The organism is Xanthomonas sp. LF06-19 (assembly GCF_034105425.1).
In the GTDB taxonomy this organism is placed as follows: domain Bacteria; phylum Pseudomonadota; class Gammaproteobacteria; order Xanthomonadales; family Xanthomonadaceae; genus Xanthomonas_A; species Xanthomonas_A sontii.
Genome location: NZ_JAXGGH010000008.1, coordinates 66,794 through 92,623 on the forward strand (window position 1 = coordinate 66,794; position 25,830 = coordinate 92,623).

At 69.4% G+C, this 25,830-nt stretch carries 19 protein-coding genes; 11 read left to right on the forward strand and 8 right to left on the reverse strand.

What is annotated here, in order from left to right:
* Positions 1-222: 222 nt before the first annotated feature.
* The 6 genes from SLW55_RS16055 (at position 223) to SLW55_RS16080 (ending at position 6,747) form a co-directional block, all read left to right on the forward strand.
* Entirely contained in the window at positions 223-1,077 is an 855-nt protein-coding gene (locus SLW55_RS16055; protein ID WP_267103273.1) for an IclR family transcriptional regulator, read from the forward strand.
* 104 nt (positions 1,078-1,181) lie between these two features.
* Positions 1,182-2,588, forward strand: a complete 1,407-nt coding sequence (locus tag SLW55_RS16060; RefSeq protein ID WP_320745390.1) for an MFS transporter — start codon at positions 1,182-1,184, stop codon at positions 2,586-2,588.
* Between the two features lie 109 nt (positions 2,589-2,697).
* Entirely contained in the window at positions 2,698-3,627 is a 930-nt protein-coding gene (locus SLW55_RS16065) for a dihydrodipicolinate synthase family protein (RefSeq protein ID WP_295944954.1), read from the forward strand.
* A gap of 281 nt (positions 3,628-3,908) precedes the next feature.
* Positions 3,909-5,207, forward strand: a complete 1,299-nt coding sequence (locus tag SLW55_RS16070) for a carbohydrate porin (RefSeq protein ID WP_320745391.1) — start codon at positions 3,909-3,911, stop codon at positions 5,205-5,207.
* 119 nt (positions 5,208-5,326) lie between these two features.
* Complete coding sequence (locus SLW55_RS16075; RefSeq protein ID WP_320745392.1) at positions 5,327-6,316, forward strand: MBL fold metallo-hydrolase; 990 nt, start codon at positions 5,327-5,329, stop codon at positions 6,314-6,316.
* 191 nt (positions 6,317-6,507) lie between these two features.
* The gene (locus SLW55_RS16080; RefSeq protein ID WP_267100289.1) at positions 6,508-6,747 is read left to right on the forward strand and encodes a DUF1653 domain-containing protein; all 240 of its coding nucleotides are present in this window, start codon (positions 6,508-6,510) and stop codon (positions 6,745-6,747) included.
* A 39-nt stretch (positions 6,748-6,786) separates the two neighbouring features.
* On the opposite strand, the gene SLW55_RS16085 is transcribed toward SLW55_RS16080, so the two are convergent.
* Positions 6,787-6,942 (reverse strand): hypothetical protein, encoded by a 156-nt coding sequence (locus SLW55_RS16085; protein ID WP_017910105.1) that lies wholly within the window; start codon positions 6,940-6,942, stop codon positions 6,787-6,789.
* Positions 6,943-7,364: 422 nt separating this feature from the next.
* On the opposite strand from SLW55_RS16085, the gene SLW55_RS16090 reads away from it, so the two are divergent.
* Together SLW55_RS16090 and SLW55_RS16095 are read left to right on the forward strand one after the other, a co-directional pair.
* Positions 7,365-7,958 carry a TetR/AcrR family transcriptional regulator gene (locus SLW55_RS16090; protein ID WP_295957675.1) on the forward strand — a complete coding sequence of 198 codons (594 nt, stop codon included), beginning with the start codon at positions 7,365-7,367 and terminating at the stop codon, positions 7,956-7,958.
* Positions 7,959-8,002: 44 nt separating this feature from the next.
* On the forward strand, positions 8,003-8,614 hold the full coding sequence (locus SLW55_RS16095; protein WP_295964033.1) for a cytochrome b: 612 nt from the start codon (positions 8,003-8,005) through the stop codon (positions 8,612-8,614).
* A 12-nt stretch (positions 8,615-8,626) separates the two neighbouring features.
* Here the strand turns inward: SLW55_RS16095 and SLW55_RS16100 are convergent, their stop codons facing one another.
* Together SLW55_RS16100 and SLW55_RS16105 are read right to left on the reverse strand one after the other, a co-directional pair.
* Positions 8,627-9,730 carry an ATP-binding protein gene (locus tag SLW55_RS16100; protein ID WP_295964036.1) on the reverse strand — a complete coding sequence of 368 codons (1,104 nt, stop codon included), beginning with the start codon at positions 9,728-9,730 and terminating at the stop codon, positions 8,627-8,629.
* Complete coding sequence (locus tag SLW55_RS16105; protein WP_051067644.1) at positions 9,727-10,458, reverse strand: response regulator; 732 nt, start codon at positions 10,456-10,458, stop codon at positions 9,727-9,729. The genes SLW55_RS16100 and SLW55_RS16105 overlap by 4 nt, the downstream gene beginning before the upstream one ends.
* A gap of 90 nt (positions 10,459-10,548) precedes the next feature.
* Between SLW55_RS16105 and SLW55_RS16110 the strand changes: the two genes are divergently transcribed.
* From SLW55_RS16110 to SLW55_RS16120, 3 genes are all read left to right on the forward strand, one after another.
* A complete protein-coding gene (locus SLW55_RS16110; RefSeq protein WP_320740201.1) occupies positions 10,549-11,757 on the forward strand; it encodes an efflux RND transporter periplasmic adaptor subunit in 1,209 nt (402 codons plus the stop codon).
* Positions 11,758-11,772: 15 nt separating this feature from the next.
* Entirely contained in the window at positions 11,773-14,904 is a 3,132-nt protein-coding gene (locus SLW55_RS16115) for an efflux RND transporter permease subunit (protein ID WP_295964041.1), read from the forward strand.
* A 494-nt stretch (positions 14,905-15,398) separates the two neighbouring features.
* Positions 15,399-16,481, forward strand: coding sequence for a macro domain-containing protein (locus SLW55_RS16120; RefSeq protein ID WP_320745393.1), 1,083 nt, complete (start codon positions 15,399-15,401; stop codon positions 16,479-16,481).
* Between the two features lie 205 nt (positions 16,482-16,686).
* Here the strand turns inward: SLW55_RS16120 and SLW55_RS16125 are convergent, their stop codons facing one another.
* The 5 genes from SLW55_RS16125 to SLW55_RS16145 all read right to left on the reverse strand — a co-directional run bounded on the left by SLW55_RS16125 (position 16,687) and on the right by SLW55_RS16145 (position 25,548).
* Positions 16,687-17,991 (reverse strand): sorbosone dehydrogenase family protein, encoded by a 1,305-nt coding sequence (locus SLW55_RS16125; protein WP_267092850.1) that lies wholly within the window; start codon positions 17,989-17,991, stop codon positions 16,687-16,689.
* Positions 17,984-18,427, reverse strand: a complete 444-nt coding sequence (locus tag SLW55_RS16130; protein WP_017915709.1) for a DUF2231 domain-containing protein — start codon at positions 18,425-18,427, stop codon at positions 17,984-17,986. Before SLW55_RS16130 ends, SLW55_RS16125 begins: the two co-directional genes overlap by 8 nt.
* 184 nt (positions 18,428-18,611) lie before the next feature.
* Entirely contained in the window at positions 18,612-19,787 is a 1,176-nt protein-coding gene (locus SLW55_RS16135; protein WP_320745394.1) for a LacI family DNA-binding transcriptional regulator, read from the reverse strand.
* Between the two features lie 75 nt (positions 19,788-19,862).
* A complete protein-coding gene (locus SLW55_RS16140; protein WP_320745395.1) occupies positions 19,863-22,307 on the reverse strand; it encodes a GH92 family glycosyl hydrolase in 2,445 nt (814 codons plus the stop codon).
* Between the two features lie 139 nt (positions 22,308-22,446).
* Positions 22,447-25,548: a TonB-dependent receptor gene (locus tag SLW55_RS16145; RefSeq protein ID WP_320745396.1), complete on the reverse strand. Its 3,102-nt coding sequence runs from the start codon at positions 25,546-25,548 to the stop codon at positions 22,447-22,449.
* Positions 25,549-25,830 lie beyond the last annotated feature (282 nt).

Sequence of the window (25,830 nt, forward strand, 5' to 3'; positions counted from 1 at the left end):
GGCGATGACTCGTCTTTCGGAGGTTTCGAAACCACGGATCGTCGACGCGCAGGGAGAACCGCCCACGCATGTTGCGCCGCAACTTGACGCATCGAGCGCCCGGGCGGAGTCTTGGCATGAAATTTCGAAATTATTTTCGCAATCCGAAATTCACTTGTCAAGCGACATCACCGGGCGGGTCGAGCAAGCTGGCGATTCCCCCGGGTCCTCCAGGAACTGCAGATGATCAAGACGACTTCCCAGCGCGCGGCCGGCGCCGCGCCCGACGACGGCGACGAGACCGGGGACAAGAAGCTGCGCAGCACCGTGCAGTCACTGGCCAAGGGCTTTCGCGTGCTCGAGGCGTTCTCGTCCGAGCACGAGGAACTGTCGCTGAGCCAGATCGCGGCCCTGGCCCGGCTCGATCCCGGCACCACCTTCCGCATGCTCAACACCCTGGTCGAGCTGGGCTACGTGCACCGCGTGCCGGAGAGCCGCCGCTTCCGCCTGACCCTGAAGGTGCTCGACCTCGGCTTCCACGCCATCGCCCGCCGCGATCTGCGCAGCGTGGTGCGGCCGCTGCTGCGCACGCTGGTCAGCGACGTCAACGAAGCGGCCAGCTTCGCGGTGCTGCAAGGCCCCGACGTGCTCTACATCGAGCGCGTGCGCGCCGGCATCACCCGCCTGGGCGTGGACATCCGCATCGGCACCACCGTGCCCAGCACCCGTACGGCGATCGGCCTGGCAATGCTGGCGCACCTGGCGCCGGCGGAAGTGACGCGGGTGACCGGGGTCGACGTGCAGGGTGCGCAGACGCCGGAGATCGCCACGATCCGGCGCACCTTCGACAGCATCCGCCGCGACCGCTACGTGATCCTGGAGTCGATGCTGACGGAGGGCCTGCGCGTGCTGGCGGTCCCGGTGCTGGATGCGGACGACTATCCGCTCGGCGCGATCAGTGTCGCCGCGCCGTCGGTGCGCACCAGCCACGCCGAACTGCTGGAGACCGCCCTGCAGCCGACGCTGCTGGCCGCCAAGGACATCGCCTTCGCGATCCAGGCCAGCGGGAGTGTTGCCGTGACCGCCCCCAGCACCTGATCCGCCCGGGCCACCGCCCGGCCCTCCCTGTCGGTCTCGCTGCGTGGACGCTTCGGCGCCCGCGTCGGGGTCCCCTTGTCCTGCGAAAGGCAGCCACGATGCTCATGCCCACCACAGCCCCTGCCCCCACCGCCAACGCCACCGCCCGCACCCCCTCCATCGCCGAGGCGCAGGCGGAGATCGGCGCACGCCTCGAACGCCTGCCGATCACCCGCAAAGTGTGGTGGGCGCGCAACATCGTCGGCGCCGCCACGTTCTTCGACGGCTACACGGTGATCGCCATCGCCTACGCGATGCCGGTGCTGACCAAGGAATGGCAGCTGTCGCCGGCGCAGATCGGCACGATCCTGTCGGCCGGCTACCTGGGCCAACTGCTGGGCTCGGTGTTCTTCGGCTGGCTGGCCGAGCGCATCGGCCGCCTGCACGTGCTGCTGTTCACCATCCTGCTGTTCGTGTCGATGGACGTGGCCTGCCTGTTCGCCGGCAGCGCCGCGGCGATGATCGCGTTCCGCTTCGTCCAGGGCATCGGCACCGGCGGCGAGGTGCCGGTGGCCAGCGCCTACATCAACGAACTGATCGGCTCGAAGAAGCGCGGGCGCTTCTTCCTGCTGTATGAGGTGATGTTCCTGCTCGGCCTGGTCGCCGCTGGCGGCATCGGCTACTTCCTGGTGCCGGCCTACGGTTGGAAAGCGATGTTCATGGTCGGGCTGATCCCGGCGGCGATCATGATTCCGCTGCGCTTCTTCATGTTCGAATCGCCGCGCTGGCTGGCCGCCAAGGGCCGCTACGCCAAGGCCGATACCATCGTCGCCGAACTTGAACGCAGCGCCGAGCGCCGCCATGGCCCGTTGCCGGCGCCGGTGTTCGACCGCAGCGCGCTGCCCAAGGCGCAGCGCTCGGACTGGCGCGAGCTGTTCGGCAGCGTCTATCGCAAGCGCACCCTGGTGATCTGGAGCCTGTGGTTCTGCTCCTACCTGGTGGCCAACGGCATCATCACCTGGCTGCCGACGCTGTACCGCACGCACTTCGGGCTGTCGCTGCAGCAGAGCATCGCCTATGGCTTCTTCACCTCGCTGGCCGGCGTCGCCGCCGCGGTGGCCTGCGCGCTGTCGATCGACAAGGTCGGACGCAAGCGCTGGTATGGGCTGGCGTTCGTGGCCGGCGGCGTGCCGCTGCTGGCGCTGGCGGCGCTCGGCGGCACCTCGGCGCCGCAGGTGCTGGTGTTCGCGGCGCTCGGCTACGCCGCGGTGCAGACCATCACCTTCTCGCTGTACCTGTATTCGGCCGAGCTCTACCCCACCCGCATCCGCGCCATCGGCACCGGACTGGGCAGCGCCTGGCTGCGCCTGGGCTCGGCCTGCGGGCCGCTGCTGGTCGGCGCGGTCATCGCCGGACTCGGCATCCGCTACGTGTTCGCCGCCTTCGCCGCCGTGCTGCTGGTCGGCGCCGTCGTGACCTGGCGCTTCGCCCTGGAAACCAAGGGCAAATCGCTGGAACAGCTGTCGCCCTGAACGCATCGCCGGCACTGCCGCCGGCGCATCGCACAACACCTCCGCACCACCCCCGTCGGACCCCGCGTTCGATTCCATCCCCCGTTGATCCGAAGAAGAGGAAATGAGCATGAGCACCATCGACCTGAAAGGCCTGGTCCCCGCCCCGGTCACCCCGTTCACCCGCGACGGCGCCGTCGACTATCCCGCGATCAAGCGCATCGGCGCCTGGCTCGGCGGCATCGACGGGGTCAAGGGCCTGACCGTGCTCGGCCACGCCGGCGAAGGCACGTTCCTGGAGCGCGACGAACAGGCCAAGGTGATCACCGCCTTCCGCGACGCCGTCGACGGCCGCATCCCGATCATCGCCGGCATCACCCTGGAAGGCACCCGCGTCGCCGCCGACGAAGCCAAGCGCGCGGTCGCCGCCGGCGCCTCCGCCGGCCTGATCTATCCGTCGCACGGCTGGCTGCGCTTCGGCTACCAGAAGGGCGCGCCGCAGGACCGCTACAATGCCATCCACGAGGCCAGCGGGCTGCCGATGATCCTGTTCCAGTACCCGGACGCGACCAAGGCCACCTACGACCTGGAGACGTTGCTGGAGATCGCCGCGCTGCCGGGCGTGGTCGCGATGAAGAACGGCGTGCGCAACATGAAGCGCTGGGACACCGAGATCCCGGTGTTCCGCAAGGAGCGCCCGCACGTGCCGGTGCTGACCTGCCACGACGAGTATCTGCTGCACACCATGTTCGACGTGGATGGCGCGCTGGTGGGCTACGGCTGCATCGCCCCGGAGCCGCTGCTGGAGATGATCGCCGCGGGCAAGGCCAAGGACTACGCCAAGGCGCGCGCACTGCACGACCGCCTGCTGCCGGTGACCAAGAGCGTCTATCACCGCGGCTCGCACATGGAAGGCTCGGTGGCGCTGAAGTGGGCGCTGGTCGCGCGCGGCCTGCTCGACCACGCCACGGTGCGTTCGCCGCTGCTGCCGCTGGCCGAGGGCGCCGACAAGGAGATCGCTGCGGCGATGGCCGCCGCCGGCCTCGGCAAGGTGGGCTGACCCGCACGGGTTGCCTCCAGCTCGATGGGCCGCGCAGTTGCGCGGCCCATCCGCTGCGGCGATGGCGTGCGCCTCGGCGCCGCGCAACGCGTTCCGGTCTGCCCTCGCGTTTCTTTGCCGGTCCCCCACAGGTCTGCACACAGGCGTGCCCGTCGCCGACGGACGCGACGCCGTGCTGCGGCTCCACGACCGGAAGGTGTCTTCCCTTCGCGCACTGCCGCGTCGCCGCGCACCCACCGCGCACGTCCGGCGAGTGCTTCGTCTCGTCCGTGGAGCGTCCCATGTCCCGTTCTCTTTCCTGCGTCTCGTTGCTGGCGGCTGCGGCCGCCCTGCCGGCCTCCGCCATTGCCGCCGACACCACGCAATGGCTCGACGACCACGGCATCGCGCCGCGCCTGGTCTGGTCCAACGACTATGCGCGCAACGTCGACGGCGGCCTGTCGCGCGGCGACCGCAACGCCGGCGGCGTGGTCGCCGGCGCGGACCTGGATCTGCAACGCCTGTTCGGCATTCCCGGTGCCACGCTGCACGCCACCGGCGCCTGGTACTACGGCGACAGCCTGTCGCAGCGGCAGATCGGCAACGGCGTCAAGGTGCAGGGCTATTGGTACCCGCAGCAGCAGACGCAACTGGCGCAGCTGACCTGGGAACAGAGCTTCGCCGACGGGCGCTGGCAACTGGTCGCCGGGCGCATGAACACCACCTGGCAATTCGCGCGCAGCCGCTACGGCTGCCGCTTCGTCAGCGCCTCGGACTGTCCGTTCCAGCTGAGCCAGGCCGATGGCGGCTTCGTCGGCTTTCCCTACGTGAACTGGGGCGCGAAGCTGCGCTACAAGCCCGACGCCACCTATGTTTCGGTGGGCGCATTCGAACTGAACCCGCAGCGCAAGAACAACCACGGCCTGGACTGGAGCACCGCCGACAGCACCGGCGTGCTGGGCACGCTCGAGGTCGGCTACGAACCCGATCCCGCACCGGGCAAGGGCGCACCGCGCTACCTCGCCGGCCTCTGGTACAACTCGGCCGACTACAGCGACCTGCGCTACAACCAGGCCGGCGGCTTGCGCGGGCTGGTCGGCGGCCCCGCGCGCCTGTACGACGGCGGGCGCTGGGGCGCCTACGCGCTCGGCGAACGCGCGCTGTACCGGCCGCAGGGCATGGCAAGCAAGCGCATGCTGGTCGCCTTCGGCAACATCGCCGCACCGTTCGACAAGCACCAGGTCTACGACCTGCAGGTCACCGCCGGCCTGTACTACAGCGGCCCGTTTGCGGCACGGCCCGGCGACGGCATGGGCGCGATCGCGCACTACTACCGCTTCAGTGCGGACCAGCAGGGCTACATGAACGACCTGCTGCGCAAGCGCGGCGCGGCCGCGGACATCGCGCGCAACGAACTCATGTTCGAACTCAACTACAGCTACCGCATCGCGCAGACGCCGCTGTTTCTGGTGCCGAACGTGCAGTACATCGTCCATCCCGACATCCTGGGCAATCCCGCGGCGCGCCGTGCGCCCGACGATGCGCTGGTGATCGGCTTGCGGGTGATGCTCAACATGGGTGGGCTGGGCACGCCGAAGTGAGGCCGCACTTGGCACCGGCCGGGGACCGATATCGCGGCAGCCGAGGCAGGCGCGCACGCGCGCTTGCGCCGCTGCGGGTAACCTCCCCTTTCCCCATGCATCGCCTGGATCGCGCCTCAATGGCCAACCCCTACTACCGTGGCCCCGTCAGCGACCATTTCGATGGCGTACGCTTCTTCAACCCCGGCCAGCCCACCATCGACAATGCGCTTAGCAAGGTCCTGCGCTGGAAGGCCGCCATGGGCGCGGTGCGCTGGCCTGCGCAGGTCCCGGTGACGCCGGCCATGCCTGCACCGCGGCACGACGGCCTTAGCATCACCATGGTCGGCCACGCCACGCTGTTGATCCAGGCCGCCGGCCTCAACCTGCTCACCGACCCGGTGTGGTCGCAGCGCGCCAGCCCTTCGCAGATCGCAGGGCCCAAGCGGGTAACGGCACCGGGCATCCGCTTCGCGGACCTGCCGCCCATCGATGCGGTGCTGCTGAGCCACAACCACTACGACCACTTCGACCTGGCGACCTTGCGCACGCTGCACGATGCGCACCAGCCGCTGTTCGTGATGCCGCTGGGCAACGACGTCCTGCTGCGCAAGCGCGTGCCCGATGCGCGCATCGCCACCGGCGACTGGCACGACCGGCTGCCGATCGGCGACACCGCGACGGCGACGCTGACCCGCGCCAACCATTGGTCCAGCCGCGGCATCGCCGACCGCAGGATGGCACTGTGGTCCGGCTTCTTCGTCGAGACCGCGCGGGGATCGGTGTGGTTCGCGGGAGACACCGGCTACGGCGATGGCGCCATCTTCCGCGAGATCCGCGACCGGCACGGCGCGCCCGACGTGGCGTTGATCCCGATCGGCGCCTACGCACCGCGCTGGTTCATGGCTCCACAGCACATCGACCCCACCGAAGCGGTGCGGATCTTCCGCGACACCGGCGCGCGGCGCGCGCTCGGCATCCACTGGGGCACGTTCCAGCTCACCGACGAAGGGCGTAATGAGCCGCGCGAAGCGCTGGCCGCCGCACTGCACCTGGCCGGCATCGCCGCAACGGACTTCGTCGCCGCCGAGCCGGGGCAGGCGTTCGACTTCGCCGATTTGGCGCCTTGACGTGCGCAGAAGTGAAGCCTGCGGGCGACAATGGACGCTGCTTCTTAAGGCCGGTTGCCTGAGTTTCCCCCGCAGGAGCGTTCCGTCGTCACGACGCGGCGAACCGCCGCGGTCGCGCAATTCGCCCTCGCGACGCAGAGAGCGCAGGTGCAGACGGCTACACTCGCGCTCCCGCCCACCAGGACACCGTCATGCGCGACCTCAGCCCGCTGCCTTCCATCGCCCTCGGCCGCTACCGCCACTTCAAGGGCGGCGAGTACGAGGTGCTGGGCGTGGTCCGCAGCAGCGAGACGCTGGAACCGCTGGTGCTGTACCGGCCGCTGTACGGCGAAGGCACGCTGTGGGTGCGGCCGTATCCGATGTTCGTCGAGCAGGTGGAGATCGATGGCATACGCCGCCCGCGCTTCGCGCCGATCGACGCGGACGCCTGAGCACGGCGCAGGCGACCGCGCCGCGCCCGACGCGAGACGCTAGCGCTTGGCCGCGCTGTCCACGTCGCTCTTGGTCGCGGCGTGATCCTGTGCCGGGCGGTTGCGGTTCTTCTTGGCGCGCGTGACCAGATACAGCATCGCGGCGATCAGCAGGACGAACAGTCCGGCGACCCAGGGCATCAGCGTGGTGTCCATTCGACACTCCAATTCGGTTGCACAGCGGTCACCAGACCACACACGCAGTGAAGGCCTTGGCTAGTGCGACGGTGAGGTCGGCGTCGTGCCGGCGCATCGCATGCGCACGATGAGCGGTTCCGTCGCGCAGTCCTGAGCCGCCGCGACGGCGTCCTTTACGACGGCCTTCGCGACAAGCACAGCATCACTTGGGTTTGCGACCAGGCGCATTCCGCACGCCGCCGCGATCGCGCTGTCGATGCCTGAGAGGCCCTGGCCGAGACGTTCGCAGGACGGGCAAGCCACTCGAATCTCAGGCCTTCGGAGCGCACCGGCTACCGTGCCGGCCAAGCTGCCCAGCGCACGCCGAATCGACCGCGACACATTGACATACGCCCTGTACGCAAATAACGTACGCCACGTATGTGAATGAAGGCCCTCCCATGCACCAGCGCCGCAGCCGCCGCGAGATGATCGAGACCACCCGCGCCAGCCTGCTGGTTGCGGCGCGGCAGGCGTTCGCCACGCACGGCTTCGCGCACACCTCGATGGACGTGTTGACCGCCGAGGCCGGTCTTACCCGTGGCGCGCTGTATCACCACTTCGGCAGCAAGGACGGCCTGCTGATCGCGGTCATCGAGCAGATCGAGGCCGAGGTGGGCCTGCGCCTGCAGGCGGTGTCCGACGCCGCGCCCACGCCGTGGGACGGTTTCCGCCGCCGCTGCCGCACCTACCTGGAACTGGCGCTGGAACCGGAGATCCGCCGGATCATCCTGCAGGACGCGCGCGCCGTGTTCGGCGACGTGCCGCCGGCGGCGCAGTCGGTGGGCATCGCCGCGCTGCAGGCGGCGCTGGAAGCCCTGATCGCCGCCGGCACGGTGGCGCCGCTGCATGCCGGGGTGATGGCACGCATGCTCTACGGCGCGATCACCGAGGCGGCGTTCTGGATCGCCGAGCCGGACGCCGACCTGCACGCACGGCTGGCCGACGCGCTGGACGCCTTGGACCGACTGCTCGACAGCCTGCGCACGCCCTGATTCCGCAGCACTCCCCGCCTCGCCACTCGACCAGGATCACGCACATGCACTGGCGCAATACCGCACAGCGCTTCGGCGCCCTCGCCAAGCTGTTCCACTGGACCACCGCCGCCGCCTTCATCGGCGCCTATGCGGTGGTGTACTACGTCATCTGGTTCATGGACGACACCTCCGACGCCTCGCTGCCGGTGCTCAACCTGCACTGGGTGCTGGGCCTGCTGGTCGGGTTCCTGGTGCTGCCACGGCTGTTGTGGCGCTGGCTGGACGTGCAACCGGAGGATCCGCCGGGCTCGGCGCTGGAACACCGGCTTGCGCATCTGGCGCACTGGGGCCTGTACGCGCTGCTGATCGTGATGCCGCTGACCGGCTACATTGGCACCGGCGCACCCACCGATGTCGGCCTGTTCCGCATTCCCGGCTTCAACGAGACCGCGCTGTTCGGCTGGATCAGCCGCACCTGGCACCTGAGCTGGGAGGCGTTCGAAGCGCCGATCGACGTGGTGCACCACTTCATCGGCAAATGGATCGCATGGGTCGTCGTACTGCTGCACGTGGCCGCCGCGCTGTTCCATCACTGGGTCCGGCGCGACGAGGTGCTGACCCGCATGCTGCCGGGGCGTACACCGCGCGTGCGCAGCGACGCGACCTCCGCCTGAGCCAACGCGCCTCTAGCGCGACGCCGGCACCTGCGCTGTGCGCGTCGCGGCCTCCACTGGCGCCAGCGGCCAGCGCACTTCGAATCGTGTCCCGGCGCCGGCCGGCAGGCACAGCGCATCGCCGCCATGCGCCACGGCGATGGCCTTGACCACCGCCAGGCCCAGGCCGCTGCCGCCGCTCTTGCGCGAACGCGACGGATCGCCGCGGCGGAACGCATCGAACACCCGCGCGGCGATCTCGGGCGCGATGCCGGGGCCGGTGTCTTCCACGAACAGCACGCATTGGCCGGCGTCCGCCTGCACGCCCACCCGCAGCGGGCCCGGCTCGGCATAGTGCTGCGCGTTTTCGAGCAAGGCCATCAGCGCCTGGCGGATGCGCACCGCATCGCACAGCACCGGCGTGCGCAGCGCCAGCACGGGTTCCAGCACCAGCCCGCGCGCGTCCAGGCTGGCACCGAAGGCATGCAGCACGGCCTCCACTTCCCGCGCCAGGTCGGCTGGCGCCGGCTGCAACTCCAGGTGCCCGCTGTCGGTGAGGCTGAGCACGCGCAGGTCCTCGATCAGCCGATTCAGACCTTCCACCTGCCGCAACAGGCTCTCGAACGCCGCCAAGTCCGGCGCGAACACGCCCTCGGCCAGGCCCTGCAGGCGCCCGCGCAGGATCGTCACCGGCGTGCGCAGTTCGTGGGCGACGGCGGCGTTCCAGAACGCGCGCTCGCGGGTCATCGCCTGCAGGCGGTCGGCCATGGCGTTGAAGTCGCGCACCAACTGCGCGGTCTCGCCCAGCGCATGCGCATCCATGCTCGCGCGTGCGTGCAAGTTGCCCTGGGCGACTTCGCGCAGGCTGTGCGCCACCGAGTTCAACGGGGTGAGGATGCGCCGCGACAGCCGCACCGCCACCGCCACCGCGATCGCCACGGCCAGTGCCGCGGTGGCGCCGATCCACATCATCTCCACCCGCGACGGCACCCAGGTGTCGGAGATGCTGTTGGGCTGGTAGGCCGCCGCCAGCGCGTAGAACACGTAGGAGCCGACCACCGACAGCAGGATGATCCACAGCGCCAGCGCGCCCAACGACAGGATGACCTGGCGGCGCAGCCCGGGGGCGCGGCTCATGCGCCGGATCCGAACCGGTAGCCGACGCCGCGCACGCTGGCCGGCGTGCCCTGCACGCCCAGCGCCTCCAGCTTCTTGCGCAGCTTGCTGATGTGGCTGTCGATGGTGCGCTCCTGGGTGTCGCCTTCCGGCAGGCAGGCGTCGAGCAATTCGGCGCGGCTGAACACCCGCTTCGGCGCGCGCATCAGCCGCACCAGCAGCTTGAACTCGGTGAGCGTGAGGTCCAGCGTGTGCCGCTGCTCGCCCACCCGCACGCTGGCCTCGTGCTGGTCCAGATCGACATGGAAGGCGCCCACGCGCAGGCTGCGCGCCTCCTCGGCGCCGTTGCCGCGGATGCGCCGCAGCACCGCCTGCACCCGCGCCACCACCTCGGCCGGGTTGAACGGCTTGACCACGTAGTCGTCGGCGCCCAGGCGCAGGCCCATCAGCTTGTCGATGTCCTGGTCCAGCGCGGTGAGCATGATCACCGGGGTCTCGCCCCGGTGGCGCAGTTCGGCCAGCACCTTCCAGCCGTCCGCCGCCGGCAGTTGCACGTCCAGCAGGATCAGATCCGGATCCAGCGCCAGGTGCAGGTCCAGCGCGGCGCGGCCATCGGCGGCGTGGGCGCTGCGCAGCCCGCTGCGCGCCAGGTAGGCGCTGAGGATCTCGGCGATCTCGCTCTCGTCTTCGGCGATCAGGACCAGCGGCGCGGACGCGGGCACGGCGGCACCCGGAGAGGAAACGGACATGGAGGCAGCGAAGGCGCATCGGCCCGGACGGGCGGATCTCCATCATATCTCCACATCGCATCGAACGCCGCGCAACCCGCGGCCGCGACCATGCGCGGCTTTGGCGTCCGCCGCATCCGCGGCGGCAGCGACGAGGCACGAGGCATGGGCATGCGGCAACAGGTACGGACTCTGGGACTCGGCGGCGCGCTGGCGTTGGCCCTGGTGGGCTGCGGCGGCGGCGCGCAGCCGCAAGCGGTGGCCGCGCCGGTACAGGTCACCGCGGTGACCCTGCACCCTGCGCCGATGACGGTGAGCGTGGACCTGCCCGGCCGCGTGGCCGCGCTGCGCAGCGCACAGATCCGCCCACAGGTCGGCGGCATCGTGCAGCGTCGCTTCTTCGAGCAGGGCGCCGATGTGCGGCGCGGCGATGCGCTGTTCCAGATCAACCCGGCACCGTTCAAGGCCGACATGGACACCGCCGCAGCCGCACTGCACCGTGCCGAGGCCGCGCAGGTGCTTGCCGACGTGCAGCATGCCCGGCTACAGCGGCTGGTCGAATCCGGCATGGTCAGCCGGCAGATGTACGACGACGCCGCCTCGCAGCGCAGCCAGGCCGCCGCGGCGGTCGCCGAGGCCAAGGCGACGCTGTCGCGGCGGCGCCTGGACCTGGCCTTCGCCACCGTCGACGCACCGATCGACGGCCGCATCGACCAGGCACTGCTCACCGAGGGTGCGCTGGTCTCGCCCAGCGACAGCGCGCCGATGGCGGTGATCCAGCAGATCGACCAGGTCTACGTCGACGTGCGCCAGTCCGCCAGCGACCTGGACCCGCTGGATCCGGCCGCGCGCGCGCAGGCCACCGGCGACGACGGCCTGCCGGCGCAGATCCTCGACCGCAGCGGCACGCCCTCGGGACTGAGCGGGCGCGTGCTGTTCTCCGGCATCACCGTCGATGCCGGCACCGGCGATGTGCTGCTGCGCATCCTCGTCGACAACCCGCAACGGCGCCTGTTGCCAGGCATGTACGTGCGGGCGCGGGTGCCGCGCGCCCACTACGCGCAGGCGCTGCGCGTGCCGCAGCAGGCGATCACCCATGTCGGCAAGCGCGCGCAGGTGTGGGTGCTGGACGCCAATGCGCAGGCGCACAGCGCGACGGTGCAGCTGGGCGAACTGGTGCAGGGGCACTACCGTGTCGTCGCCGGCCTGCAACCCGGGCAGCAGGTGGTGGTCGAAGGCATCGACCGGCTCAGCACCGGCGCCCGGGTGAAGGCGCGTGCGTGGCAGCCGCCGGTGGTCGCCACCGCCGCCGCGGACTGAACCGGGAACGCCGCCATGCCACAGTTCTTCATCGAACGCCCGGTCTTCGCCTGGGTGATCGCGCTGTTCATCGTGCTGTTCGGCACCTTGGCCATCGGCCAGCTGCCGGTGGCGCGCTATCCCTCGGTGGCGCCGCCCTCGGTGTCGCTGATCGCGTCCTACCCCGGCGCCACGCCGCAGACCCTCAACGACTCGGTGGTGAGCCTGGTCGAACGCGAGCTGTCGGGGGTCAAGAACCTGCTTTACTTCGAGTCCACGGTGGACACCTCGGGCAGCGCGCAGATCACCGCCACCTTCAAGCCCGGCACCAATGCGGAGCTGGCGCAGGTGGACGTGCAGAACCGCATCAAGGCGGTGGAGCCGCGCCTGCCGCAGGCGGTGCGGCAGAACGGCCTGCAGGTGGAATCGGCCGCGTCCGGCTTCCTGATGCTGGTCGGCCTGACCTCGCCGGACGGCCGCTACGACGAGGTGGCGCTCAACGACTACCTGGCCCGCAACATCGTGCAGGAACTGCGGCGCATCGACGGCGTCGGCCGCGTGCAGCTGTTCGGCGCCGAGCAGGCCATGCGCGTGTGGGTGGACCCGGACAAGCTCGTCGCCTACGGCATGACCATGACCGAACTGGCGCAGGCGATCGAACAGCAGAACGCGCAGATCGCGCCCGGCCGCCTCGGCGACGAGCCGACCGTGCGCGGACAACGCCTGACCGTGCCGCTGACCGTGGCCGGGCAACTGACCACGCCCGCGCAGTTCGCCGCCATCGTGCTGCGTGCCGACAGCGGCGGCGCGCGGGTGACCCTGGGCGACGTGGCGCGGGTGGAGCTGGGCGCACAGTCCTATGGCTTCTCCAACCGCGAGGACGGCGCTCCCGCCACCAGCGCGGCGATCCAGCTCTCGCCCGGCGCCAATGCGGTGCGCACCGCGCAGGCGGTGAAGGCACGGCTGGCGGAACTGGCCGCGAGCATGCCGACCGGCATGCGCTATTCGATCCCGTTCGACACCGCGCCGTTCGTGAAGCTCTCGATCAAGCAGGTGGTCAAGACCCTGCTCGAAGCGATGGTGCTGGTGTTCCTGGTGATGTACCTGTTCCTGCAGAACGTGCGCTACACGCTGATCCCGGCCATCGTCGCGCCGATCGCACTGCTGGGCACCTTCGCGGTGATGCTGCTGGCCGGTTTCTCGATCAACGTGCTGACGATGTTCGGCATGGTGCTGGCGATCGGCATCATCGTCGACGACGCCATCGTGGTGGTGGAGAACGTCGAGCGGATCATGGCCAGCGAAGGCCTGCCGCCGCGGCAGGCCACGACCAAGGCGATGCGCGAGATCACCGGCGCGGTGGTCGGCATCACCCTGGTGCTGACCGCGGTGTTCATCCCCATGGCCTTCGCCAGCGGCTCGGTGGGCGTGATCTACCAGCAGTTCACCCTGGCGATGGCGGTGTCGATCCTGTTCTCGGCGTTCCTGGCGCTGACCCTGACCCCGGCGCTGTGCGCCACCCTGCTGCGCCCGATCGCGCCCGGCCATCATGCCAAGCGCGGATTCTTCGGCGCGTTCAACCGCGGCTTCGAGCGCCTGACCGGCAGCTATGCCGCACGCGTAGCGCGGCTGCTGCGGCGCAGCGCGCGGGTGCTGGCGGTGTTCGCGGTCCTGTGCGTGGCGTTGGTCTTCGCCATGCGCGTGCTGCCCTCGGCGTTCCTGCCGGAAGAGGACCAGGGCTACTTCATGACCTCGATCCAGTTGCCCACCGATGCCACCAGCGAGCGCACGCTGGCGGTGGTCGAGGCGTTCGAGCGGCACGTCGCCACGCGCCCGGCGCTGGCCTCCAACCTGGTGATCCTGGGTTTCAGCTTCTCCGGCTCGGGCACCAACGCAGCCATGGCCTTCACCATGCTCAAGGACTGGGACCAGCGCGACGGCGCCACCTCCAGCGACGAAGCCGACCGCGTGCAGCAGGCCATGGCCGACCTGCCCGAGGGCACGGTGATGAGCCTGCTGCCGCCGGCCATCGACGAGCTCGGCACCTCTTCCGGCTTCACCCTGTACCTGCAGGACCGCGGCAACCGCGGCGAGGCCGCGCTGATGGCGGCGCAGGCGAAGCTGCTGCAACTGGCCGCGGGCAGCAAGGTGGTCAGCGGCGTGTATCAGGACGGGCTGCCGCCGGGCAAGAGCATCCGCCTGGAGATCGACCGCCAGCATGCCGAAGCCATGGGCCTGCCGTTCTCCGCGATCAGCAACACCCTGTCGGCGGCGATGGGCTCGCTGTACGTCAACGACTTCCCCAACGCCGGGCGCATGCAGCAGGTGATCCTGCAGGCCGACGCCGCGTCGCGCATGCAACTGGACGACGTGCTGGGCCTGCGCGTGCGCAGCACCGAGGGCGGCATGGTGCCACTGCGCGAAGTGGTGACCGCCACCTGGACCGACGCGCCGCAGCAGCTGGCGCGCTTCCAGGGCTTCCCGGCCGTGCGCATCACCGGCGGCGCCGCGCCTGGCGTGTCCAGCGGCGCGGCCATGGCCGAGATGGAACGGCTGGCCGCGCAGCTGCCGCAGGGCTTCGCCGTGGCCTGGACCGGGCAATCGCTGCAGGAGCGGCAGTCGGCCGCGCAGGCGCCGCTGCTGATGCTGCTGTCGGCACTGGTGGTGTTCCTGGTGCTGGCGGCGCTGTACGAGAGCTGGACGATCCCGCTGTCGGTGATGCTGGTGGTGCCGCTGGGCCTGCTCGGTGCGGTGGCCGCGGTGATGCTGCGCGGCCTGCCCAACGACGTGTTCTTCAAGGTCGGCCTGATCACCATCATCGGCCTGTCGGCGAAGAACGCCATCCTCATCGTCGAGTTCGCCCGGCAACTGCACCGCGACGGCCAGGGCCTGCTCGAGGCGGCGACCAACGCCGCGCGCCTGCGCCTGCGCCCGATCCTGATGACCTCGCTGGCCTTCGCCCTGGGCGTGGTGCCGCTGATGCTGGCCAGCGGCGCCAGCGCCGAGACCCAGCACGCCATCGGCACCGGCGTGTTCGGCGGCATGGTCAGCGGCACCGTGCTGGCGATCTTCTTCGTGCCGGCATTCTTCGTCTGCGTGGTGGGGCTGCAGGAGCGGGTGGCGCGCTGGCGTGCGCGACGCGGCGGTGGTGCGTCTGCCGAGAGCTAGACCGGCGCTGTCGCTGCCATTGTGGCCGTCGACTGTCGTGCAGCCGCGCCGCTCGACGTGGTGTGCTTTTCCGATGGCGCAATGCGTCGGGACTGAAGTCCCTCCCACAGTGCACACGACTGGCTCGCCGCAAGCGCCTGCGGGAGCGGCTTCAGCCGCGACGAGGCATCACTGGGAATGCCTGTCGCGGCTGAAGCCGCTCCCACGAAAAACAATCGCTGCCATCGATCGGCGCTGAGCCGCACCTCTTCTCCTGGCCTCGCCCGATCTCAGGAGGTGAGACGCCGCTGCCGCATGCTTGCGCGCTCCCCGCTGCTGCCCTGGCCGCCCCTTGCTGCAGGACAGCCAGGTGCGCACATGCGCTGACGTCGGCAGCATCTCGCCCGGCCTCTCTCGGCCAGGCGGTAGGCAGCGCTATCCGCACACGGGGTGCCCTTCAGTGCGGGCAAGCGACAGGCGCCACCACGGGGATCTCTCCATCGATGGATCACACCATGTTCAAGGCACGAATCGGCGACCTGTTCGCCAGCCACGCCCACGTCCACGCGAATGCGGTCAATTGCGCCGGCATCATGGGCAAGGGCATCGCGCAGGCGTTCAAGCGGCGCTATCCGGCGATGTTCGAGGACTATGCCGTGCGCTGCCGGGAAGGCCGCGTGCGTATCGGCGAGCCCTATCTGTACGACGACGCCAGCGGCATCCGCATTCTCAACTTCCCGACCAAGCGCCATTGGCGCTCGCCGTCGCGGCTGGAGGACATCGCGGCAGGGCTGGACTATCTCGCCGCGCATCTGCGCGAATGGGACGTGCGCAGTCTTGCCCTGCCGCCGCTCGGCTGCGGCAACGGCGGCCTGGCCTGGGAGGAGGTCGGCCCGTTGATCTACCGCACGCTGGCACACCTGCCGGTCGACATCGAGGTCTATGCGCCGTACGGCACGCCGCTGGCGCAACTCGAAACCGCCTTCCTGACGCAGCCGGCAAACGCCTCGACCGAGGGCGTTGGCAAACGCACGGCGCCCCAGCCGGGCTGGATCGCGATCATGGAAGTGCTGCGGCGGCTGCAGGCCCGGCCGGAGGCGCGGCCGATCGGGCGCACGCTGTTCCAGACGCTCTGCTGGGCCATGACCGAACTGGGCGTACCGACCGGGCTGACCTTCGGCACTGCCGGCCGCGGCCCGCGCCAGGGCGACGTCCGGCCGATCCTGACCGACCTGGCCAACCGCAACTGGCTGCAGGAGCAGCCGCAGGGGCGGACCATGGCACTGCGCGCCTCGCCGCAGTACGACAAGGAGCATGCGCGGTTCGCCGCGGCGTATGCGCCCTACGACACCGAGATCGCGAAAGCCGTGGACCTGTTCGCACAGATCAGGAACATCGACCAGGCCGAGGACATCATGACGGTGTTCCAGGCCGCGCGCCGGCTGCAGGTGGCGCATCCCGGGCAGGCGCTCCCCGCGCAGCAACTGCATGCGCACCTGCTCGCTTCCAGGACCACGGCCGATTCCGAACAGACGCAGCAAGCGCTCGTCGAAGCGGTCCGCATGCTGGTGGCGCTGGACTGGATACGCCTGAACTGAAGGTGTGCCAAGTGTGTGGAATCAACGCGCTGCCGAGTCGAAGTCGGGCAGATCGCTTTTTCGTTCCACATGGCCTCAGCGTTCCGGCCGCGCAGAGTCCCGAGTGTGCCGCCGCGCTTCGGCAGCGGCCGGAGACAGCGATGGGTCCAGCGTCACGCAGAACCACTCCACCCGCTCGCCAGTGCTCGGCACAACCTGCGACCGGTCAGAAGCGCACACGCCAGACGCTGTTGCCGACATCGTCGGCGATCAGCAGCGCGCCGTCCTTGTCCTGCGCCAGGCCGACCGGTGCGCCGTATAGCTGCGACTCGTCCTGCGAGTGGAAGCCGCTGACCACGGTCTGCGGTGGGCCGACCGGCCGGCCCTGCTGGAACGGCACGTAGACCACTTGATAGCCGCTAAGCGGCGAACGGTTCCAGCTGCCGTGCTCGGCCACGAACGCACCCTCGCGGTACTTGGCGGGCAGCGCATCGCCGCGGGAGAACCACAGGCCTAGCGCGGCCACATGCGAGCCCAACGCGTAGTCCGGCTTGATCGCCTTGGCCACCAGGTCCGGGCGCTGGTCCTTGACCCGCACATCCACGTTCTGCCCGTAGTAGCTGTACGGCCAGCCGTAGAAGCCGCCGTCCTGCACCGAGGTCAGGTAGTCGGGCACCAGGTCGGCGCCGATCTCGTCGCGCTCGTTGGCGATCGCCCACAGCTTGCCGGTGCGCGGCTCCCACTGCAGTCCGGTCGGATTGCGGATGCCCGAGGCGAAGATGCGGCTGCTTGCCGAGGCCACGTCCACTTCCAGGACGGCCGCGCGGCGGTACTCCACGTCCAGCCCGTTCTCGCCGATGTTGCTGTTGGAGCCCACGCCGACGTACAGCTTGCGCCCGTCGGGGCTGGCCAGCAGCGCCTTGGTCCAATGGTGCTCGATGGTGCCGGGGAGATCGGCGAACAGCGTGCCGGGCGCGGTGATCTCGGTCTGGCCGGGGACGTAGGGGAACTTCATGATGTTGTCGGTGTTGGCGACGTACAGCGCATCGCCGATCAGCTGCACCCCGAACGGCGAGTGCAGCCCCTTCAGGAACGCATGCTGTTCCCACCGGCCGTCCGCAGTCCTGCGCAGCAGGGTGATGCGGTTGCCGCCCTTGGCGCTCTTGCCGGAGCGGCTCTGGACCAGCCCCGCGATCAGTTGCTTGGGCGTGGTGACGGGTTCCATCCCCGGCGAATTGGCCTCCACCACCAGCACGTCGTCGTTGGGCAGCACGTACAGCTGGCGCGGATGTTTCAGGCCGCCGGCGATCTTCTCGATCTTCAGGCCAGCCGCCACCGTGGGCGCTTGCCCCTCCTTCCAGCCCACCCCCTCGGGAACCTGCATCGGCGGCAGCAGGAAGTTGCGCGGCTGCGGCAGCGGCGGCGCGTTGCCCGCCTGCTGGGTGGGCTCGAGCGAGGCCTTGCCGCCGCAGGCGGCCAGGGCCACTGCGCCGCTCAGCGCGAAAACGGACAGGCACAGGCGCTTAGCCATGGACGTAACCCTCGCGTGGCGTGGTGCGGATGGCGATGAGCACATGCCCGATCGCCAACAGCGCGACCGTGGCGATCGAGAGCCAGAGCCCGGCCGGGACCACCGCATACGCGTCGCGGCTGTGCACGAAGGAATTGAAGATGGCGGCGACGATGGCGAGCAGGTTCAGCCAGAAGTCGAGCCGTTCCACCGGCAGCGTGGAGCGCCGCGCAGTGATCCAGACCTGCACCAGGTTGATCAGGCGCGGCACGATGGCGATGACCAGCCCGATCGCGATCAGCCAGGCCGCCGCCTTCGTCCACAGGATCACGCCGCTGCGGGCATAGACGATATCGAAGATCAGCGCGGCGACGAAGCAGCCGAACGGAATGGGATTGAGCAGGCCGTAGAAGGCGTTGGCCACCACGGAACGGCGCGGTGCAGTCTGCAGATGCATGAGACGGCTCTCGACGAAAGGAAGAAGGGGGCGAAGCGCTCGCTCAGCACGAACCCGCGGGACGCGCCGTTGTGAGGGTGAGACCCACTATCTGCCCGCCCCTGTCGAGAGGGCGTCGCGATGGCACTGCGCGCACCGAGTGCCATCGCGCATCGTCGCGGCGGCCGCCGCCGCGTTCGCCGCGCTAGGTGCGCTTGCGCGCGACCGACGCGCCGCTGCTCTCGCGCACCGACAGGCTCACCGGCACGATCGTCCTGCGCGGAGGCGCGGCCGCATCCAGCCGCTCCAGCACCAACTGCGCCGCCTGGCGGCCGCGGGCGCGCGGCTGCGCGGCGAGCGTGGTCAGCGCGGGCGTGCTCACCGCCGCCTCGGGAATGTCGTCGAAGCCGGTGATCGCGAAGTCCTTGCCCGGGCGGATGCCGCGCGCCAGCAGGCCCAGCATCAGGCCCAGCGCGACCGTGTCGTTGTAGCAGACCGCCGCGGTGGGCGGCGCGTCGTGGGCGAACAGGTCACCGTGGCGCGCGGCCGCTTCCAGGCGATTGGGCGCGGACTCGATCAGCCACGCCGGGTCGACTGGCAGCCTGGCTTGCCGCATCGCCTGCGCGTGGCCGGCGCGGCGCTGCCGGCAGGAACTGGAATCGGCATGGCCGCCGTAGAAGGCGATACGGCGGTGGCCGAGCGCGATCAGATGCTCGGTGGCCAGTTGCGCGCCGCGCTGGTTGTCCAGGCCGAGGAAACCCCAGTCGTCGGCGCCGGCAAGTTCGCGGTTGAACAGCAGCACGTTCGCGCGTGCGTCCAGCACCGTGTGCAGTTCGGCGGCGTCGCTGCCCTCGGCCGGCGACAGGATCACGCCGGCCGGCGTGTGTTCCATCAGCGAGGCCAGTACGGCCTGCTGCCGCGCGGGCGATTCGCCGGTGCTGCCGAGCAGGGTCACGTAGCCCTGCTCGCCCAGCGCCTCGTCCACGCCGGCGGCGAACTCGGCGAAGAACGGATTGGCCAGGTCGTTGATGACCAGGGCCACGCAGGTCGAAGTGCGCCGGCGCAGATTGGCGGCGCCGCGGTTGTAGACGTAGCGTTGCCGCTTCAGTTCCGCTTCCACGCGCGCACGCGTGTCGGCATGCACCAGCGGGCTGCCGCGCAGCACCAGCGACACGGTCGCGCGCGAGACGCCGACCGCATCGGCGATGTCGGTGACGGTCACCACCCGCTGGCGGTCGCGCGCGGCGGCGGCCGGTGCGGTCTTTGTGGCCTTTTTCGGCTTGTCCGCATGCTCCGCCGCAACCGGCGCCGCCTTGCGCGCGGCGGCCTTGGCCGCCTTGGAGCCTGCGGATCCGGTTCCGGGTGGACGCTTCTGGCTCATCGGATCGCTTCCCTTCGGACGAGATGCGCAGCGTAAACCATCGGCTGCGCGCGCCTGCCGCGCGACGGCACGGACTCAGCGCCAGCCCAGGCTGGCGGCGGACGGCGGCGCCGCGCACGGCGACACCGGCAGGTCCTGCGGCTGCGTGCCCCAGCCCTGCGGCTGTGGCGCGTCACGCAGGTCGAAACGCAGACGTCCGCCCTGGTGCAACTGCGCCCAATCCAGCCACACCGGCGCGTGCGCACGGCCATCCAGCGACACGCCACCGACGTAGCGCAGCTTGCCATCCCCGGCCTGCGGCGCGTCGATGCGCAGCGTGCGGCCCGGCCCCACGTCCAGTTCGATGCGCGAGAAGCGCGGCGCGTGCAGCAGAAACTGCCCGGTGCCGGGCACCGCCGGGTACAGGCCCATCACGCTGAAGAGGTACCACGCCGACATCGTGCCCAGGTCGTCGTTGCCGGTCACGCCGTTGGGCGCATTGGTGAACAACGTCTGCGCCGCATGCAGCACGGTGCTGGTCTTCCACGGCTGGCCGATCAGCGTGTACATCCACGGCGCATGCAGGTCCGGTTCGTTGTTGGGGTTGTAGCGGAACTGGCTGTAGTAGCTGTACGGCCCCATCACCCATTCCTTGCGCGCCGCGCCGGCCGGGTCGGCCAGCAGCGCGTCGTAGGCGAAGAACGTATCCAGGCGGCGCGCGGTCTGCTCCGGCCCGTGCATCGCCTCCACCAGGCCCGGCACGTCCTGCTGCGCCAGCCACTGGTACTGCCAGGCCGTGCCCTCGTGGAAGCCGTGTTGCGAACGCGGATCGTAGTGACCGTCCGGCGGCGTGTACCACGCCCCATCCTCGGTGCGCGGCCGCGGGAAACCGGTGAAGCCGGTCTGCGTATCGCGCACCGATGGATCCCAGATCGAACGCCAGTTGCGCCCACGGCGATTCAGCACCGTCGCGTCCTCGGCATGCCCCAGCGCACCGGCCATGGTCGACAGCGCGCAGTCGGCCAGTGCGTACTCCAGCGTCGCCGAGCCGCCGTGGTGCGGGTCGACATCCATGCCCTTGGACGGAAACGCGCGGTCGTACTGCACGAAGCCCTTCGCCAGGTAATTGGCATTGCCGGAACGCCCGGCGTGGCGCGAATTCAATGGCGGCATCTCGAACGCATTGCGGTGCAGTGCGGTGTAGGCCTCGGCCTCGCGCCCCTGCAGCGCGCCGAAGCGCCACAGATCGACCAGGAATGGCGTGACCGGATCGCCGGTCATCACGTTGGTCTCGAAGTTGGCATAGCCCCAGCGCGGCAGCCAGCCACCTTGTGCATTGATCGCCAGGATCGAGCGGCCGATGTCGGCGGCGCGCTGCGGCCGCAGCAACGCCAGCAACTGGTTCTGCGCACGATAGGTGTCCCACAGCGAGAAGAACTCGTGGTAGGTCCAGCCGTCGGCGTGATGGATGCCGTCGTCGTAGCCGCGGTAACGGCCATCGGCGTCGCTGCCGGTCAGCGGCTGCAGCAGCGCGTGGTACAGCGCGGTGTAGAACACCACGCGGTCGTCGCCGCTGGCGCCCTGCACGCGCACGCTGGCCAGTTCCTTGTCCCAGGCCTCCTGCGCACGGGCGCGCATCGCATCGAAGCCGAGCAGGCGGCCATTGGCCATGCCCTCACTGCGCAGGTTGTTGCGTGCGCCCTCGGCGTCCACGTGCGAGATCGCCGAGATGGCGGTGACCGCGCGGCCCTTGCTCAGGTCGAAGGTGAGCCACGCGCCGCTGGGCTTGCCCTCGCCCTCCATGCCATGCCGCGAGCCCGGCACGCCGCCGGCCTCGCCCCAGGTGCCGAAGGCCTTGAACGGGCGATCGAACTCCAGGCGGAACCAGGTGGTGTACTGGTGGCCGCCGCAGAAGCTCTGCGTCACCAGCTTGCCTTCCACGACGCGGTCGCCGACCACGTTCAGGGTGCTGCCGGTGACCGTATGGCGGGCGTTGGCCTGGCCGATATTGACCAGCACGTGGCCCTCGCCCGAGGTGGAAAAGGTGTAGCGCTCGGCCGCAGCGCGGGTCAGTGCGGTCGCTTCGGCATCAATGCCGCCGTAATCGGTCAACCGCACCTTGTAGTAGCCGGCCTGGCCGCGCTCGCCGTCGTGCTGGTAGTGCGCGCCATAGCGAGTGTGGTCGAACGCCTTCGGGTCGCCCGTATCGAACGCGCCGCCGGGACCGATACGCCCGGTCACCGGCAGCACCGAGACCTGCCCGCCCTGCTCCCAGCAGCCGGCACCGGACAGGAAGGAATGGCCGAAGCCGCGGATCTGCGGATCGTCGTAGCGCCAGCCGGCGTAGTGCGCGCCGATCGGGCTGACCTGGATCATGCCGAACGGGGCGGACGCACCGGGGAAGGTGTTGCCGTCGTCCTTGCTGCCGATGAAGGTGTTGACCTCGGCACTGAGCCGCGGCGCGGCGGCCAGTGCCGGCGTCACCAGCAGCAAGGACAGGGCGAGCGTGCGCAGCAGGGAAGGCAACGGGGAACACGTCATGCGATAGGTCCTGTGGTGAACGACCGCGACCGGCGCGACGGCGCGGTCGTGGACGGCGAAAACGGTGGCCCGGCCGCCGCCGGACCGTCGCGCCCATGCCGTCCGCCGCGCGGCAGGCATGGGCACGACACGCGCCAGCTTAGAACTTGTAGGTCAACCCCAGGTACGCCAGCCGCCCGGCGTAGCCGCCGGTGTAGAAGCGCGCCCGGGTGTCGTCGCCCAGGTGCTGGCGCGACTCCTGCTTGGTCAGGTTGAGCACCGACGCGGTGAGGCTGAGCGCCGGGGTGATGTTGTACGCCGCGTTCAGATCGATCTGGTAGTACGGCTCCTCGTACACGTTCAAGCCGTTGACCAGGCCCTGCACCAATTCGCCGCGACGGTTGTACGAGGCGCGCAGCAGCAGCCGGTCGGTCTCGTAGAACACGGTGAGGTTGGTCTGGTTCTTGGCGCTGCCCGGCATCGAGGTCTTGCCGACCTCGGTGCCGTCCTCCAGCCGCACCGCGGCCTTGCTGGCATCGTTGTAGGTGTAGTTGAACTGCACGCCGAGGCCGGAGGGCAGCGTGTGCTGCGCGTACAGCTCCACGCCCTGCGAGACCGCATCCTGGCCGCCGGCCTTGGTGCTGTAGTTCTGCACCGTGACCGTCTGGCCGTTGATCAGCATGTTGACGTCGCTGATCACGTCGACCGAGAAGTTCTCCACGTTCTTGCGGAACAGCCCCACGCCCGCCACCGAGCCCGGCTGGAAGTACCACTCCAGCCCCAGGTCGAACTGGTTGGCCTTGTACGGCTCCAGCTTCTTGTTGCTGCCCGAACCGTACCAGCCCTGCTCGCTGGCACCGCCGGTCAGGCGTCGGTCGGCCACGTATTCCGGGCTGTAGTACTCCAGGCTGCCGGGCGCGGCAATGGCGTTGTAGCTGGGCCGGGCGATCACCTTCGACGCCGCCGCGCGCAGCAGCAGGTTCTCGGTCAGGTCGTAGGCCAGGTTGAAGCTCGGCAGCACGTCGGTGTACTTGCGGTCCAGCGCACTGACCACGAACGACTCGGTGCGCTGCTCGGTGTCGGACAGCCGCCAATAGCCTTCGGTGCCGCAGTAGGTATCGGCTGGCGCGCCCGCGGGCATGGCCGCGCCCTGCTGACAGGCCAGCGGATTGCCGTCGGCACCATCGAAGAAATAATCGTTGTAGGCGGTCACCTTGTCGGTGGAATCGGCATGCTGGCCGGTGCGCGCCACCCGCACGCCGACGTTGCCGCGCAGGCGCTCGGTGTGGAAGTTGAGCTGCAGGTAGGTCGAATAGATCTTCTCGTCGACGTTGTAGACGAAGTTGTCTTCGTTACGGGTCTGCATCGCGCCGTAGGTCTGGTTCAAGTAGCCGATGTAGCCGGGGAAGTTGATCGCCGGGAACGCGCTGGACTTCACCCCGCCGGCCAGGTTGTCCAGCGAGAACAGCAGGTCCGGCGAGAACTGCGTGGCCAGCGCATTGCAGCGCCCGTTCCAGTAGCGGTTGTTGTAGTCGCTCGGGTCGGTGCCCGGGCACACCCAGTAGTTGTTGCCGGTGTTGCGGTGGATACCGCCGTCGCGGCGCTTGAGGCCGAACTGCAGCGAGTCGAAGAAGGCGCCGTCCATGTGCCAGGTGGTATCGATCTGCGCGTACTGCTGCTGATTGGTGTTGCGGGTCCAGGACGAGCCGGTCGAACCCAGGTCGACCTGCAGGATGCCGTCGCGCAGGTTCTGCATCAGCTCCGGCGAGAAGGTCATGGTTGGCGTGCCGGTCAGGTCCCAGGCGCTGGCGAAGTTGCCGTTGCTCCAGCTGCCGTCGGCGTTCTGCCGGCGCGGCTTGATCGGCAGCGAGAACTGCAGTTCCGGCCCGCCCTTGGCCCAGGTGCGGCCGGCCTTGAACGACACGTCCACCTTCTCGCCGCGCCACTCGCCGCCCAGGTCCACCGTCTGCGACAGCGACTTCTCGATGTTGTAGCTGCCGGTGATCTGCGGCGTGGGCACCGTGCAGTCGTCCGAGCCCCAACCGCCCGGCGGCAGGCCGGCCGCGGCGGCCTGCGCCTCGCTGCAGTAGTAGGCCTTGCCCGGATGCAGGCTGTAATTGGCGCCGGTGACGATGGTGCCGCTTGGATCGAACTGCAGCCCGTCGAGCAGGCGGCCGCCGCGCCAGTTGCCGTCGCCGTAGTAGCGCGCGATGCTCCACTCGGGGATCTTGACCGTATTGGTCTGCGAGTTCTGCGACAGGTCGAAACGGAAGTAGTTCGCGGTCAGGGTCAGGTCGTCGGTCGGCTTGAACTGGAAGGTCAGCTGGCCGCCCTTGCGCTCGCGTTCCTCCTGCTTGACGTCCAGGCTGACCGCCGTCGGCATCATGAAGCGAGTGTAGTACTTGCCGTTCTGGTCCCAGAAGCCGGTGCCGCCCCACCAGTTGGCGTTGAAGTCCGACGGATTGCCGTTGACGTCGACCGCCGGGCCGCCTTCGTCGCGGCCGTACCACTGCCAGCTCTCGGTGCTGGCGTTGAGCGTGCGCGCGGTGCGCTTCTGCTGCGTATAGCCGACGAACACGCCAAAACGGTTGTCCTGGTCGTGCCACGAGTACGAGCCGGAGAACTGGCCATCGGTCTTCTTGCTGCTGTCCGACCACACGCCCTCGGCAGAGAGGAAGCCGGAATTTGGCTCCAGCTCCAGCGGGCGCCGCGTCTGCAGGATCACCGTGCCGCCGATGCCACCTTCGTCGATGCGCGCTTCCGGTGTCTTGTACAGCTCGGCGCTGCCGAGCAGGTTCGACGGCAGCAGCGTGTAGTTGAACGAGCGCGTCGGGTCGCCGTTGGACTCGGCGGTGGCGATGTAGTTGCCGTTCAATTCGGTCAGCACCAGCTCCGAGGACAGGCCGCGCACGCTGACGTTCTTGCCTTCGCCGCCGTCGCGGGTGATGACCACGCCGGGCACGCGCTGCAGCGCATCGGCCACGTTCTTGTCGGGGAACTTGCCCACGTCCTCGGCGGTGATCACATCGACCACGGCATTGGCGTTGCGCTTCTGCTCCAGGCTCTTCTCGATCGCGTAGCGGTAGCCGGTGACCGTCACCGCGTCCAGGTCGGTGGCCTTGACCTCCGCCTGACCCGTGGGGACCGGCGTGCCGTCGGCCTGCTGGGCGAAGGCGGTGGTGGAGGCGGCCGTCGCGAACAAGGCGATGGCGATGCCGGCGGACAGCGTGCTGCGGTTGCGTGCGGATGGCATGCAGTTCATTTCAATCATCCTCTCCCAAAGATTGATCGGCTGCGGCGGGTTCCTATCGATCCAAGGATCGGGCGAGAACCCCGCGCGGTGTCACACGAAAACTCTCCGGCGCCCTTGCGGCAAGCCGGCTTCCCTACGTCTCCCTCCCCCTTCTGCGCAGATGCGATTGGATCGTTCTAATACAGTGGAAAACTAAGTATCACAGCCCATGCAGCAGCGCATGCTGCCGCGCAACAGGCCTAATACGTCGTACGACGTCCGCCAGGCGCGGCAGGCAGGATGCTCTCACCG

Bases quoted from the DNA above. Each gene is read 5' to 3' on its own strand.
- SLW55_RS16055 (WP_267103273.1), top strand. From the start codon at position 223: ATGATCAAGACGACTTCCCAGCGCGCGGCCGGCGCCGCGCCCGACGAC.
- SLW55_RS16060 (WP_320745390.1), top strand. From the start codon at position 1,182: ATGCCCACCACAGCCCCTGCCCCCACCGCCAACGCCACCGCCCGCACC.
- SLW55_RS16065 (WP_295944954.1), top strand. From the start codon at position 2,698: ATGAGCACCATCGACCTGAAAGGCCTGGTCCCCGCCCCGGTCACCCCG.
- SLW55_RS16070 (WP_320745391.1), top strand. From the start codon at position 3,909: ATGTCCCGTTCTCTTTCCTGCGTCTCGTTGCTGGCGGCTGCGGCCGCC.
- SLW55_RS16075 (WP_320745392.1), top strand. From the start codon at position 5,327: ATGGCCAACCCCTACTACCGTGGCCCCGTCAGCGACCATTTCGATGGC.
- SLW55_RS16080 (WP_267100289.1), top strand. From the start codon at position 6,508: ATGCGCGACCTCAGCCCGCTGCCTTCCATCGCCCTCGGCCGCTACCGC.
- SLW55_RS16085 (WP_017910105.1), bottom strand. From the start codon at position 6,942: ATGGACACCACGCTGATGCCCTGGGTCGCCGGACTGTTCGTCCTGCTG.
- SLW55_RS16090 (WP_295957675.1), top strand. From the start codon at position 7,365: ATGCACCAGCGCCGCAGCCGCCGCGAGATGATCGAGACCACCCGCGCC.
- SLW55_RS16095 (WP_295964033.1), top strand. From the start codon at position 8,003: ATGCACTGGCGCAATACCGCACAGCGCTTCGGCGCCCTCGCCAAGCTG.
- SLW55_RS16100 (WP_295964036.1), bottom strand. From the start codon at position 9,730: ATGAGCCGCGCCCCCGGGCTGCGCCGCCAGGTCATCCTGTCGTTGGGC.
- SLW55_RS16105 (WP_051067644.1), bottom strand. From the start codon at position 10,458: ATGTCCGTTTCCTCTCCGGGTGCCGCCGTGCCCGCGTCCGCGCCGCTG.
- SLW55_RS16110 (WP_320740201.1), top strand. From the start codon at position 10,549: ATGCGCGGCTTTGGCGTCCGCCGCATCCGCGGCGGCAGCGACGAGGCA.
- SLW55_RS16115 (WP_295964041.1), top strand. From the start codon at position 11,773: ATGCCACAGTTCTTCATCGAACGCCCGGTCTTCGCCTGGGTGATCGCG.
- SLW55_RS16120 (WP_320745393.1), top strand. From the start codon at position 15,399: ATGTTCAAGGCACGAATCGGCGACCTGTTCGCCAGCCACGCCCACGTC.
- SLW55_RS16125 (WP_267092850.1), bottom strand. From the start codon at position 17,991: ATGGCTAAGCGCCTGTGCCTGTCCGTTTTCGCGCTGAGCGGCGCAGTG.
- SLW55_RS16130 (WP_017915709.1), bottom strand. From the start codon at position 18,427: ATGCATCTGCAGACTGCACCGCGCCGTTCCGTGGTGGCCAACGCCTTC.
- SLW55_RS16135 (WP_320745394.1), bottom strand. From the start codon at position 19,787: ATGAGCCAGAAGCGTCCACCCGGAACCGGATCCGCAGGCTCCAAGGCG.
- SLW55_RS16140 (WP_320745395.1), bottom strand. From the start codon at position 22,307: ATGACGTGTTCCCCGTTGCCTTCCCTGCTGCGCACGCTCGCCCTGTCC.
- SLW55_RS16145 (WP_320745396.1), bottom strand. From the start codon at position 25,548: ATGAACTGCATGCCATCCGCACGCAACCGCAGCACGCTGTCCGCCGGC.